The organism is Marinobacter sp. F3R08 (assembly GCF_018860425.1).
Taxonomy (GTDB): Bacteria; Pseudomonadota; Gammaproteobacteria; order Pseudomonadales; family Oleiphilaceae; genus Marinobacter.
The window spans coordinates 199,251-211,195 of sequence record NZ_JAHKPI010000020.1 but is presented as its reverse complement, the minus strand read 5'-3'; the positions used below and the strand labels follow the sequence as shown (position 1 = coordinate 211,195).

13 protein-coding genes are annotated in these 11,945 nt (G+C 56.2%); 10 read left to right on the top strand and 3 right to left on the bottom strand.

All coding sequences use genetic code 11. From position 1 onward, the window contains the following. Positions 1-7 precede the first annotated feature (7 nt). Genes nthB through KO499_RS13320 form a run of 5 tightly spaced genes read left to right on the top strand, consistent with a single transcriptional unit; the run spans position 8 to position 3,053 of the window. A complete protein-coding gene (gene nthB, locus KO499_RS13340) occupies positions 8-700 on the top strand; it encodes a nitrile hydratase subunit beta (RefSeq protein ID WP_215984246.1) in 693 nt (230 codons plus the stop codon). A 2-nt stretch (positions 701-702) separates the two neighbouring features. After that, complete coding sequence (nthA, locus tag KO499_RS13335) at positions 703-1,317, top strand: nitrile hydratase subunit alpha (RefSeq protein ID WP_215984245.1); 615 nt, start codon at positions 703-705, stop codon at positions 1,315-1,317. A gap of 1 nt (position 1,318) precedes the next feature. After that, positions 1,319-1,690 carry a nitrile hydratase accessory protein gene (locus KO499_RS13330; protein WP_215984244.1) on the top strand — a complete coding sequence of 124 codons (372 nt, stop codon included), beginning with the start codon at positions 1,319-1,321 and terminating at the stop codon, positions 1,688-1,690. Further along, on the top strand, positions 1,687-2,415 hold the full coding sequence (locus KO499_RS13325; protein WP_215984243.1) for a cysteine hydrolase family protein: 729 nt from the start codon (positions 1,687-1,689) through the stop codon (positions 2,413-2,415). Before KO499_RS13330 ends, KO499_RS13325 begins: the two co-directional genes overlap by 4 nt. Beyond that, positions 2,412-3,053 (top strand): HupE/UreJ family protein, encoded by a 642-nt coding sequence (locus KO499_RS13320; RefSeq protein ID WP_215984242.1) that lies wholly within the window; start codon positions 2,412-2,414, stop codon positions 3,051-3,053. Before KO499_RS13325 ends, KO499_RS13320 begins: the two co-directional genes overlap by 4 nt. Before the next feature lie 39 nt (positions 3,054-3,092). Here KO499_RS13320 and KO499_RS13315 read toward each other — a convergent pair whose 3' ends face one another. After that, a complete protein-coding gene (locus KO499_RS13315; RefSeq protein ID WP_215984241.1) occupies positions 3,093-4,007 on the bottom strand; it encodes a LysR family transcriptional regulator in 915 nt (304 codons plus the stop codon). Between the two features lie 175 nt (positions 4,008-4,182). Between KO499_RS13315 and KO499_RS13310 the strand changes: the two genes are divergently transcribed. Genes KO499_RS13310 through KO499_RS13295 form a run of 4 tightly spaced genes read left to right on the top strand, consistent with a single transcriptional unit; the run spans position 4,183 to position 7,883 of the window. Further along, positions 4,183-5,181 carry an ABC transporter substrate-binding protein gene (locus KO499_RS13310; RefSeq protein WP_215984240.1) on the top strand — a complete coding sequence of 333 codons (999 nt, stop codon included), beginning with the start codon at positions 4,183-4,185 and terminating at the stop codon, positions 5,179-5,181. Further along, a complete protein-coding gene (locus tag KO499_RS13305; RefSeq protein WP_215984239.1) occupies positions 5,181-6,014 on the top strand; it encodes an ABC transporter ATP-binding protein in 834 nt (277 codons plus the stop codon). The genes KO499_RS13310 and KO499_RS13305 overlap by 1 nt, the downstream gene beginning before the upstream one ends. Continuing rightward, positions 6,007-6,792: an ABC transporter permease gene (locus KO499_RS13300; protein WP_215984238.1), complete on the top strand. Its 786-nt coding sequence runs from the start codon at positions 6,007-6,009 to the stop codon at positions 6,790-6,792. The genes KO499_RS13305 and KO499_RS13300 overlap by 8 nt, the downstream gene beginning before the upstream one ends. After that, positions 6,792-7,883 carry a ring-opening amidohydrolase gene (locus KO499_RS13295; protein WP_215984237.1) on the top strand — a complete coding sequence of 364 codons (1,092 nt, stop codon included), beginning with the start codon at positions 6,792-6,794 and terminating at the stop codon, positions 7,881-7,883. The genes KO499_RS13300 and KO499_RS13295 overlap by 1 nt, the downstream gene beginning before the upstream one ends. A gap of 16 nt (positions 7,884-7,899) precedes the next feature. On the opposite strand, the gene KO499_RS13290 is transcribed toward KO499_RS13295, so the two are convergent. Both KO499_RS13290 and KO499_RS13285 read right to left on the bottom strand, forming a co-directional pair. Continuing rightward, positions 7,900-9,912, bottom strand: coding sequence for a pyridoxamine 5'-phosphate oxidase family protein (locus KO499_RS13290; protein ID WP_215984236.1), 2,013 nt, complete (start codon positions 9,910-9,912; stop codon positions 7,900-7,902). A 14-nt stretch (positions 9,913-9,926) separates the two neighbouring features. Then, positions 9,927-10,577: a glutathione S-transferase family protein gene (locus KO499_RS13285; RefSeq protein WP_215984235.1), complete on the bottom strand. Its 651-nt coding sequence runs from the start codon at positions 10,575-10,577 to the stop codon at positions 9,927-9,929. Between the two features lie 225 nt (positions 10,578-10,802). Here KO499_RS13285 and KO499_RS13280 point away from each other — a divergent pair, with 225 nt between their 5' ends. Beyond that, on the top strand, positions 10,803-11,699 hold the full coding sequence (locus KO499_RS13280; RefSeq protein ID WP_215984234.1) for a LysR family transcriptional regulator: 897 nt from the start codon (positions 10,803-10,805) through the stop codon (positions 11,697-11,699). The last annotated feature ends 246 nt before the right edge of the window (positions 11,700-11,945 follow it).

Genomic DNA, 11,945 nt, shown 5'->3' with positions numbered 1-11,945 from the left:
GCGCGTTATGAACGGTATTCACGATATGGGAGGGCTCCACGGTTTTGGGGCGGTGACTGTGGATCCGGATGAACCGGTTTTTACCAGTCGCTGGGGGAGTCGAATCTTTTGCATGACGCAGGTTATTGACACCCTGGGCGTCTGGAACCTGGATGAACATCGTCACGAAATTGAACTGATGGCGACGGAAGCCTATCTCTCGGATACCTATTACGGCCGCTGGATGTTTGCCATGGAGCGGATTCTCGAACGCCGCAATATTCTGAGCAGGGAAGAAGTGGATCATCGCGTTCAAGAAATTGCGAGCGACAAGCGCCAGTTTACGCCGGTCCAGTCTGCCGGTCGCAACTGGCCTTTGGCCGAGGGCGATAAAGTACCTTGGGGTGCATGGCGTAAGGAAAAAACCGTTCAACCGGAATTTTCGGAAGGGCAATGGGTGCGGGTGAGAAATATTCACCCTCCGGGCCATACCAGGGTTACCAATTATACCCGAGGCAAAGCCGGAGAGGTTTTTCGGGTAAATGCTCAGGCCTGGGTCTTTCCGGATACCCGTGCGCATTATCGCGGTGAGAACCTGCAGGCGGTGTATACGGTGCGTTTTGATGCGCAAACACTCTGGGGCGAGGAATATGCCGAACCCAATTCATACGTTTATATCGACCTTAGTGAAAATCACTTGGAATCGATTCAGGAGGATTAGACATGGGTCATAAACATGCGCACCCGGAAAAGGCCTGGCAGGCCATTCGCACGGAGGCCATCGAGAGCCTGCTGAACGAAATCAATGTGTTGTCATCGGATGATGTCGACCGGGTCGTTAAGCACTATGAAGAAAATGTGGGGCCAAAAACCGGGGCCAGAGTTATTGCCCGTGCCTGGGTCGACCCGGAGTTCAAGAAACGGTTGTTGGCGGATGGGCTGGCGGCCTGTGAAGAGCTTGGAATAGGCGGTCCTGAGACGGAACTGCTGCACGTGGTGGAGAACACATCAACGGTACACAACGTAGTGGTCTGTACCCTCTGCTCATGCTATCCGTGGCCAATCCTGGGGCTGCCTCCAGTTTGGTACAAATCCAGTGCCTACCGCTCACGCCTGGTCAGAGAACCACGCAAGGTGCTTTCCGAGATGGGCGTTGTTTTGGCTGACGAGATCGAAGTCCGGGTCTGGGACAGTGTTTCCGAAATCCGCTATCTGGTTATGCCTGAACGTCCTGAGAATACAGAGCAGCTGAGCGAAGCCGAGCTGATTGATCTTATCAGCCGTGATCACATGATTGGGGTTGCCCGCGACATCACGCTGAACAGTCAGGAAAACTAACATGCAATCAGACACACTCTTAACTGCCTTGCGCCAGACAGGTTTTGAAAACCTGACCTTTAATACGCCCTGGTCTGCGCGATTGTTTGGTATGACGCTGGCGGCCAGTAACAAGCAGCTTTTCACCTTGCAGCAATTCCAGACAGCGTTGATCGATCGGATTCGTGAGCAAGAAAAAGACGGATGCATCACCACCGATGAGGATTATTACAGCTGCTGGCTGGAAGCCTTGCAGGGTCTTCTGGAGGCAAAAAACTTATGGCAGGCGGATCAGCTCATGAAGCGGGAAGCCGAGGTCGTTGAGGCGGCGCACCACCGGCAGGAGCATCAACGGCAAGGCCAACATATTATTCGACCCGAGGCTGTCAAATGACTATCCCAGGTGATCCTTACGATTTTCCGATTGAAGGTCCGTTACTGCCGGGTAAAACCGCATTGATGATTATTGATATGCAACGGGATTTTTGTGCCCCGTCGGGCTACATGCATACCCGTGGCGGTGATCTGGGGCCGGCACGGGCGATTATTCCACGCATTGCGGCGGTCCGCGAAGCGTGTTGGAAAGCGGGGATAGAGGTTATCTATACCCGGGAAGGGCACCGCCCCAACCTTTCCGATCTGCCCCGTTGCAAGCGTATGAAGACAGCGTTGGCCGGCGCAGAGATTGGCAGTCAGGGGCCGCTCGGCCGGTTGTTGATTCGCGGGGAGATTGGCTGGGACTTTATTGACGAGTTACAACCGGAAGATGATGAAATCGTCGTTGATAAGGCGGGGACGGGGTCGTTTCACGGCACTGATTTGCATCACATTCTTGGCACCAGGAAGATTGAGAACCTGATTATTACCGGGGTGACCACGGGGGTTTGCGTCAATTCTACGGTTCGTGAGGCCTCTGACCGGGGCTATAACGTGCTGGTGCTGGAGGACTGCTGTGCAGAGCCGGATCAGAATACCCACAATATCGCCATTCAGCTATTGAAGGTTGAAAGTGGTTATTTATCGACGATCTCTGACTCAGTGAAGTTTCTGTCGGCGATGCCTCAGGTATCCAGTCAAATGGATAATCCGAACGCGAAACCATCGGAGATGCAAAGATGAAACTCCTTTCGCTAAAGCATAATCGCAGTATCACTGTAGCCGCTGGATTTGCGTTACTTGCGTTCTCGGGCTTTGCTTCCGCTCACCACCCCATGGGCGGGGAGACGCCATCGACGCTCTGGCAAGGACTGCTATCCGGACTAGGGCACCCAATTATCGGCATGGATCACCTTGCCTTTATCGTCGCCATCGGTTTGCTGAGCGCTTTTGCTCAACTTCGCTCGCTCCTGTTTCCAATGACTCTGGTGGCAGCAACAGCAGTGGGTGCCGCCCTGCAGTGGAGCGGAGTGTCTCTACCGTACGTGGAGTTCCTTGTGGCGCTCTCCGTTATAGTGGTCGGGGTTTTTCTGCTACGTACCCCGGAACATCTGAAAGTCGCAGGGGTGGCCGGCTCATTGGCGGCGGTTTTTCACGGCCTTGCCTACGGTGAATCTATTATCGGAGCAGAGCCCGCACCCTTAGGTACATACCTTTTGGGCCTGAGTCTGATTCAGATGGTCATTGCGGGGACGGCCTTTATTTTAGGTGGCCTGGCGCTGCGCAACGGCTCGGTAGCGTTGTTGAAGATCCGTAAGTTTGCGGCAGCTGCGATAGGGTGCATTGGACTGGTAGCGTTGTCGGCTGCTGTTGGGGGCTAGCCTGGCCCGCGAAATCCGGACAGCTCCGAAGAGTACTTTTTAAAATTCCGACAGAGCCAGCTCCATTTCCTGTGCGAATTTTGCGGCGGCTACGGGCAGAGCGCGATCATGATGCATTCCCATAACAAGCTTTCCCACTGGCAGCCGGCGGTCGGTTAGCGGTAACGCGACGAGGTCGTTTGACTGCGACAGGTCACTGTTCTCACTTCGCGGTGAAATGCCGATATCAACCTGAAAGCAGACGCCGCCGGCCAGTCTGGCGAAGTTTCGCATCATTTCGTATGAGTTCGACTCAAGAGCGGGTTCGATATTAATCGATGAATTGGCGAGAAAAGTGTTCAGCAGCACCCGCCCCCCCAGCGAGGGGGCGGGAAGGGCTACCGGGTAGTCCAGGCAGTCCAGAACTCTGACCGACTCCTGCTGGGTGAGGGGATGATCGGCAGCTACCAGGGCTCTGACCCGCTGCTCTACAACCATCAGGGGCCTGAACTTGGCTTCCGCTGGTGGGTTCAGTGCCAGCCCGAGATCGGCTTCAAAGTTCAACACCCGCTGCATCACCTCTTCCCTGCCGCATACGGTTGTTCTAAAGGCAACCTTCGGGTATCTGCATTGAAAGTCTGCGATCAGACGTGGAAGAAAGTCTGCGCTCGCAGCTTCAATCACCGCCAGCCTCACTTCACCTCGCCGGAGCCCGTTCAGGGCTTCAATTTCCGACCTCATTCGTTCAGTTTCCGCCATCTGGCTGCGGGCATAGACGACGAATATTTCCCCTGCAGACGTCAGCCGGACACCTCGTGGCAGGCGCTCGAAAAGCTGTGCGCCCACTTCACGTTCGATGTCCAGGATTCGTCGGTTAACCGCTGAAGAGACGATGTTCAGGCGCTCTGCCGCTTTGCGGATTGAGCCGGCTCTGGCCACTTCGTCAACGTAGTGAAGGTAACGGGTGTGCTGCACGCTGGAGGTCTCTTTGTGTGGATGGTTACCGGGCAGGGCGCCTTGGGTTCGGCGCCTGGCATAGTGATGCCTTTTGAGCATCACTATGAGCTTAAAACATCGCTTGTCAAGCTCACTGGTCGATCTCTATTGTGGTGTTGATTCACGGTATTCCCGTTGCATATGAGAGGCAGACATGAAAAACGACCGAATGAACGCAGGCGTAGTAAGGCCGATCCTGATGATGTGGCTGACAGTTCTTTTTACAGTGGTTTCACAGACAGCCGCTGCAAGCGATCTGAAAGACGTGACACTCCGGCTGAAATGGGTGCATCAAGCTCAGTTCGCCGGATTCTATGCTGCGAAGGAGAAGGGCTTTTATGAAGAGGCCGGGCTCAATGTCGAGATTCGTCCTGGCGGTGTCGACTTTCCCGCTGTGCAAATGGTTGCATCCGGCAGTGAAGATTTCGGTATCACCGGTGCCGATCAGATCTTGCTCGCCAGAGAAAAAGGCGTACCGATTCAAGCCGTAGGAGCTGTCTACCGGAAAACACCGTTTGCCTTGTTCGCACTGGCGGACTCGGGTATCGAAACGCTTGAAGACCTGCAAGGAAAGCTCGTGGGTGTAAAGCTCGGAGGCAATGAGGAGTTGACCTATCGGGCGATGGTCCAGGCTGCCGGTCTGAATAAGACGGCGATAAGAGAGATCCCGGTTAAATACGATCTCAGCCCTTTGTTGAACGGTCAGGTTCAGGCGTGGCCTGGCTATGTCATTAATGAGGTTATCTCAGTGGAGGAGAAGGGGCATGACGTGAATGTTATCTCCCCCGAAGACTACGGCATCAACTTCTACGCCGATACGCTGTTTACCCGTAATGACCTCATGGAGTCCGATCCGGCAGTGGTGCAGGCGTTTGTGCGTGCCAGCTTCCGAGGCTGGGCCTATGCCCTGGAGAATCCGGAAGAAGCGGCCCGTTTTGGTCTCGAATACAGCGACCGACTGAACTTTGAGCACGAGCTGGCAATGATGAAAGCCAGTATACCTCTGCTTGCTCCTGAACAGCCCCCGCTGGGCAATATGACCGAAATGGCATGGCAGGATCTACAGGAGCAATTGCTATCCCTGGGGTTCCTGGACGAGAAACAGGAACTTGGAGATGTCTACACAAACGAATTCCTGGAACAGGCTGAATAATGCAACCGAACGCGCTTCATGCTTCGGCGGACTCTCCTGGCGGTGACGCCCTGTCGGGAGATCCGCTCCTGACCCTGAAGAACTGCAGCCTCACCCTGAACGATACGCACATATTGCGCAATATTGACCTGGATATCAGGCAGGGTGAGTTCGTATCGATTATCGGGCCGAGCGGCTGCGGGAAGTCCACCACGCTCAGGCTGATGCTTGAACTACTCAAGCCGGATGCGGGAGCCAGGGGCGATGGGGGGCAGGTGACGTTCCCGAAGGTTAAGCCGCGCCGTGGCATGGCATTTCAGAAGCCGGTTCTCATGCCCTGGCTGACCATTCGGGCAAACGTAGAGCTGAGTCTCTCTCTGGGGCCGCAAAAAACGCCCCAGAGCCTTCGCAGGGGCAAGGCTGAAACCGCTCTTGAACTGGTCGGATTGCTGGATTACGCCAACTATTACCCGAAACAGCTGTCCGGGGGTATGCAGCAGCGCGTCGCACTTGCCCGGACACTGGCGGCTGAACCGGAATTGCTGTTGATGGATGAGCCGTTCGGGGCGCTCGACGAGATGACCCGAGACACCCTGAATCTTGAACTGCTCAGACTCTGGGAGAACCGGGCAAACGGACTCAAGAGCATTGTCATGGTTACTCATTCGCTGCACGAAGCGGTCAGTCTGTCCGATCGGGTGGTGGTGCTGAGCAGCCGTCCTGCGGGAATACGGACCATTATTGATGTGCCGCTGCCGAAGCCACGAAGCGCCGGTTTTGTCAGCATTGAGGAAACGCCGCTGTACCAACAGACAATCGCCAGGCTGCGACGGGAGCTGCATAGTGATGACTGATGTATCCAAACGCCGGCCCCTGGAGATTCTCAAGCGTTACGACGCACTGTTGTACCCGTTGGTGTTTATCAGCCTGCTGCTTGTTGCCTGGGAAGTGTCCGTCGATGCTTTCGACATCCCGGCCTACATGCTGCCGGCGCCGTCTGATGTGCTGGATGCGATGGATTCGGCCTTGTTGCACCATACATGGGTAACGCTCCAGGAGACTTTGTGGGGCTTTTTGATTGCGAACATTGCCGGCTTTTTTGTTGCCGTCATGTTTGTGCATTTCCGGCCTGTGGAGCTAGGCCTTTTCCCCGTGGCCATTGCCCTGAAAACAACACCTTTGGTGGCACTGGCGCCCTTGCTGGTGGTTTGGCTGGGCACCGGCATGGCGTCAAAAATTGCAGCGTCAGCCCTGATCTGCTTCTTCCCTGTGTTGATTAACAGTGTAAAAGGCTTGCGATCCATCGACGCCGAGAGTGATGAGCTTTTCCGGACCTATCAGGCCAGCCGGCAGGAAATATTCTGGAAGCTACGTCTGCCGGCCAGTCTGCCGTATGTCATGTCGGCCCTGAAAATCTCCAGCTCGCTGGCGGTAGTCGGAGCGATTGTTGGTGAGTTTGTGGGGGCAAACGCCGGGTTGGGCTACGTGGTGTTGGTATCGTCTTACCATCTGGATACCGACATCATGTTCTCCGCTATTTTTGCTGCAGCCTTTATCGGGCTGGCTTTTTTCTGGATTCTTGAGGCGATCGATCGCCGTTTTATCTTTTGGCAGCAGGAAGGAGCTGACTGATGCATTGCCATATCCATACTATCCCGATTGATCATCCCGGGGATGTGAGTGCGCTCCGGATCGCCCTCGACAACGGCGACATCCTGGCCAGTGAGGTTATTGCCATACTTGGCAAGACCGAAGGCAACGGTTGCGTGAATGATTTCACCCGGGCTTACATGTCGAGTGAACTGAAGGCGTTGTTCCGGGAGTATCTCGGTAATGAGCGGGCAGCGACCATTTCCATGGTTATGTCAGGGGGGACGGAAGGTGTTCTGAGTCCTCACCTGACGGTAGTGAGCCGCACGGGCAAGGCATCGGCGGATTATCGTCGAACGGACGGTAAAAAAGCCTTTGCTGCCGGTGTTGCAAGAACGCCTGTGATCACCCCGTCGGCCTTGGGCCGCGAGGAACAGATTCGTCTGGTATCCGAGGCAACCAGAGCCGCTATGGCGGACGCCGGCATTGTTGACCCGGCAGATGTTCATTTTGTTCAGGTAAAATGCCCGTTGCTGGTGTCTTCTGACCTTTCAGACACGGAGGGGAGCACCATTACCACCGAAACCTATAAATCCATGGCCTATTCCCGGGGGGCATCGGCACTTGGCATTGCGATAGGCCTTGGCGAAAACGGGTTCGCAGATGCGGCCGCCGCTGCCGGGCTCAATTGCACGGATTTTCAGAGTTACTCTGCGGTTGCTTCTGCGTCCGCGGGTGCAGAACTGGATTGTTGTGAGGTGGTTGTACTGGGTAACTCCCCTGCGGCTGAGGGTGACCTGTTTATATGTCACGATGTTATGGCTGATGCGCTGGATGCAGGCGTGCTTGAGCGAGCGTCTCAGAGCGCCAGGGCGCTTGCACCCGAAGGGTTCGACATTGTTCAGATACTTGCAAAAGCCGAGGCCGATCCCAGCGGCCGTGTTCGGGGCTATCGCAACACCATGTTGGACGATTCGGATATCAATCACACCCGTCACGCCCGCTCTGTGGTCGGTGCGGTGCTGGCCGCAGCGACGAGCAACCCGATGATCTATGTGTCTGGTGGCGCTGAGCATCAGGGGCCGCCCGGTGGTGGCCCGCTTGCACTGATTGCCCGTCGCGCCGTGGATTAGGCGCGACGGGCCGGCTTCACAGATCGATGACGATCTGATCCTCTGACGGGACAGCGCAACAGGTCAGCACCTCGCCTTTGGCGGGAGTGATCATCGGTTGGCGCGGGTAATGCACATTTCCGGAAATCAGCCGGGTCGCGCAGGTGCCGCATTTGCCCGAGCGGCAGTTGTAGCTCGGCGTCAGGCCAGCGGCCTCGGCGGTTTCCAGGAGCGTACCACTGTCATTGACCCATTCTGCCCCGACGCCGGATCTGGAGAAAATGATGTTTGCACGTTCAGGAAGTCTGGCTGTCGGAATGGCCTTCTCCGGTTGATCAAGTTCGCCGGCGCCGAAGAACTCATAATGGATATGCGAGCGGTCGACCCCGATTCCGCGTAACCCCGAATACAGTGACCTCATAAAGCTCTCAGGACCGCACAAGTAAAACTGGTAGCCGCCAAACGGGAGAAACCTGACGAGAGCATCCATGTTGAGCCGCGACTCGATGTCGTGTGTATCCCCGAGTTTGTCTTCCTGCCTTGGTGCGCTGTATGCAGTGAACAGGTGAAGCCAGTCGTATCGGCGGGCCATTGCCTGGAGTTCGTCCCGGAACACCTGACTGGCACTGTTCTGGGTGGCATGGATAAAGTAAACCGTGCGCTCAGGCGCGCCGTCTTGGAAGGCCGTTATCTGTGCGTCGAGCATGGCCATCATCGGTGTGATACCGACGCCGCCGGAGAGCATGACGACCGGCTGGGTACCCTCATCCAGAACAAAGTCGCCCGCAGGTGTGCCGACCTCGATGACATCTCCATTGTCGAATCGATCGTGCAGGAGACTGGAGGCCAGACCATCGTCCTCACGCTTGATCGAGAGGCGATAGTCCTTCCCGTTGGGCCCTTGCGAGATCGTGTAACTGCGCTGAATCTGCTGGCCTTTGTGCTGAAGCTTTATTGGCAGGAACTGGCCCGCCGCATGCGGCTCAATCGGGCCACCGTCGGCAGGCGTCAGATAAAACGAGGTGATGGTGTCGCTCTCTCTGAGTTTCGAGTCGATCTGGAAACGCCGGTAACCACCTGTTTTGAGAGCCGCCAGATACGCTTCGTTCCAGATCCCTGTGGTATTGAGACCAGGCCATTGCTCGGAAACAGTCGCGTTGGCGGGCACCGCCTCGGTGGCGTACCACATCTCCTCTGGCACCACGTCAACGATACGTTCTGCGCCCTCGAACAACCTGACGCGGTCGGAACTCCAGTCGATGGTCCCTTGTCCGGTCAATATTATTGCCTCCCCCGTTTTGAAGTCCGGCACGAACAAGCTGACTCGTCCATCACTCTCAATGTTGCCCAGTGTGTTGAAAAAGCGATTGCCGGAGAAGTCGGGAAAGGAGAGCGCGCCGTCGTCGTTGATGCCGAGAAATCCCGGCCGACCGCCCCGGTGCGATGCATCGATTCCAGCACTCCCTCCGTCAAGTGCACCGGCTGCGCGGGAGGCGATAAAAAAGGTGTCGGCAGACTCGATAATCCGGCGAACCTTCGGATCACTGATGTCAGCGCGCTGACGCGTTGCCGCCGGGAGTTTGCCCCGGGTAAGGGGTAGGGAGCGGGTTTGAATGTATTGCGGGCAGTTCCCGAAGCTCTGATCAACCACGATGGTCATCGCGTCAGTCGTGGAATGTTGTATCCGACCGTTAACCCGGTTGCGGCGTCGGTTGGTCAGATCAATGCCAACCATGCCAATGCTGGCGCCGGGCGACCGATCCAGGCCGAGTTCGTTTGAAAGAACCGGGGCCCGTTTCACGGCAAGCGTATTCGCAGTCGGAGAGGCCAGGAAGCCCGGTGGTCCGAAAGCAGGAACGCACCATGGACGACCGGTTTGATCGAGCAGCCCCATAAACAGCATTGGCAGATTCTCAAAGAAGTCACGGTGCTGCTGAGGCATCTCGGGGCGCACAAAGCTCTCCGCCTGCTTCAGCCACTCACCCGACACATCGGCATGCGTCTGTACGGCACGCTCACCGGCATGAAAGACACTGGGAACCTGTGACATGGGGCCTTCCTCGGTCAGGCGTTTTCAGGGAGCGGGGTACGGGCCATGCCAACGAAACGGTCCTGGCTCTCGATTTTTTTCAGCCATGCCCGGATTGATGGGTAATCGTCCAGGCTCACACTACCCTCTGGTGCATGGGCGGTATAACTGTAGCCGGCCACATCGGCAAGTGTCATGGCCGATCCGCTGAGGAAGTCCCGGCTTGCCAGAGTTTGCTCCATGACTGCAAACAACCGATGCGATGCAGCCTTGGCAGCCTCATGATCCAGTGTTGCATTGAATACCACCGCCAGTCGCGCAGCGCAGGGGCCATAAGCGATTTCTCCGGCGGCCACTGACAGCCAGCGCTGGACTTCAGCGGCGGATGCGGGACTATCGGGTAGCCAGGTGTCATCCGTGGAGTAGGATTTCACCAGGTAGATCAGAATGGCGTTCGAGTCCGCTAGCGTGAAGCCGTTGTCGTCGATGGCGGGGATCTGTCCAAACGGGCTAATGGCTAAAAACGGAGGTTCCTTGTGTGCCGCATTGGCGACATCGATGTCTATGACCTCGTAAGGAAGGTCAAGCAGCGCCATCATGAGCTCAACCCGATGGCAGTGGCCGGACTTTGGATGTCGGTACAGTTTGATCGGAGCAGCATGGGTTGGGAAGTTAGTGTTCATCATTGGAGTCCTGCAGGCGAAGAATGGAGAGTTTTTGCGCTCAATGTCGTTAGGTGTTAATAAAAGGTAGGGCTTTCCATAAAGATGCGGTAGACCGTAATTTTGAGACATCGCCTTCCATTTTATGGATACCTCAGGCAGGAACAGAGTTGGGCCGGGTATCCTTTTCCCGCGATCACGCCCAGTTCCTGTTTGGACATCTGAACGTCAAAAGCGATTGGTTACTCTATGCCTGACAGACTAAAAACGATGGCCATGCTGGTGAAAGTCATTGACGAAGGCAGTATCTCGTCAGGTGCAAGGGCGTTGAGAATGCCTGTTGCAACCGTCAGCCGTCGGATTTCAGAACTGGAAGCCGATCTGAAGGCAGAATTGGTGTTGCGCTCCCCTCGAGGGATTACGTTAACCGATACCGGAACCGCCTACGTGGCGGCCTGCCGGAGGATTCTGGATGAGGTGGCTGAAGTTGAGCGTGATGCGTCAGGCGAATTTTCTTGTCCTCGTGGAACCTTGACGCTGACAGCTCCAATTGTATTCGGGCGCATGCATATGTTGCCGGTGGTCACGGATTTCCTGCAGAACCATCCGGACATCAATATCCGGCTGCAACTCGTGGATCGCCAGGCGAACCTTGGCGAGGAGCACATTGATATGGCCGTTCGCATTGGTTTGCTTCCAGACAGCAGTCTCATCGCGCGTCAGGTCGGCGAAGTACGACGTATCGTCTGTGCAAGCCGGTCTTATCTGGATGAGCACGGAAGACCCCAGACGCCACGTGATATCGAAGGGGCTCCGTGCATCAACTTTGATCAACAGTTAGCTGGCCAGACATGGCCATTCGAGGCTGGAGGGGAGGCGCTTCGGATTCCTGTCGACACCCGTTTGTGGGTAAATACGGCTGAAGCCGCCATTGATGCGGCCGAGGCAGGACTTGGCTTTACGCGGGTGCTTTCCTATCAGGCCGCGCCAGGGCTGGAAGCCGGGCGCCTTGAGACCGTTTTGCCGGATTGGGAAGCAGCGCCTTGGCCGATCCATTTTGTATATGAGCAACGGGCTCTGATCCCCCAGAAGCTGCGTGCCTTCATTGATTTTGCTGCGCCACGTATCGCACGCCGGCTTGGTTAGTCTCGTTTCTCCAGCGCTCGGCGGGTCAGGGCACGGGGTGCTGCAGACCGCCTTCCCTCACCCAATCCCGTTACCGCCTGTTTGAACAACCTGATAGAAGCTATAATCTCGGGGCCATGATCGTTTGATCCGGCAAGTCAACTATAGAGGGGATGTGGGTTTGCTGCCGGATAGTTGTCGTTGGGTAAGTCGGTGTTTTGCCCTTATAGGGATTTTGCTGTGGGCGTTACCGGGCTGGAGTGCAGA

What these genes read in the sequence shown, in the direction of transcription:
- nthA (WP_215984245.1), top strand. Translation starts at nt 703, where the DNA reads ATGGGTCATAAACATGCGCACCCGGAAAAGGCCTGGCAGGCCATTCGC.
- KO499_RS13330 (WP_215984244.1), top strand. Translation starts at nt 1,319, where the DNA reads ATGCAATCAGACACACTCTTAACTGCCTTGCGCCAGACAGGTTTTGAA.
- KO499_RS13320 (WP_215984242.1), top strand. Translation starts at nt 2,412, where the DNA reads ATGAAACTCCTTTCGCTAAAGCATAATCGCAGTATCACTGTAGCCGCT.
- KO499_RS13325 (WP_215984243.1), top strand. Translation starts at nt 1,687, where the DNA reads ATGACTATCCCAGGTGATCCTTACGATTTTCCGATTGAAGGTCCGTTA.
- KO499_RS13295 (WP_215984237.1), top strand. Translation starts at nt 6,792, where the DNA reads ATGCATTGCCATATCCATACTATCCCGATTGATCATCCCGGGGATGTG.
- KO499_RS13290 (WP_215984236.1), bottom strand. Translation starts at nt 9,912, where the DNA reads ATGTCACAGGTTCCCAGTGTCTTTCATGCCGGTGAGCGTGCCGTACAG.
- KO499_RS13305 (WP_215984239.1), top strand. Translation starts at nt 5,181, where the DNA reads ATGCAACCGAACGCGCTTCATGCTTCGGCGGACTCTCCTGGCGGTGAC.
- KO499_RS13285 (WP_215984235.1), bottom strand. Translation starts at nt 10,577, where the DNA reads ATGATGAACACTAACTTCCCAACCCATGCTGCTCCGATCAAACTGTAC.
- KO499_RS13280 (WP_215984234.1), top strand. Translation starts at nt 10,803, where the DNA reads ATGCCTGACAGACTAAAAACGATGGCCATGCTGGTGAAAGTCATTGAC.
- nthB (WP_215984246.1), top strand. Translation starts at nt 8, where the DNA reads ATGAACGGTATTCACGATATGGGAGGGCTCCACGGTTTTGGGGCGGTG.
- KO499_RS13300 (WP_215984238.1), top strand. Translation starts at nt 6,007, where the DNA reads ATGACTGATGTATCCAAACGCCGGCCCCTGGAGATTCTCAAGCGTTAC.
- KO499_RS13310 (WP_215984240.1), top strand. Translation starts at nt 4,183, where the DNA reads ATGAAAAACGACCGAATGAACGCAGGCGTAGTAAGGCCGATCCTGATG.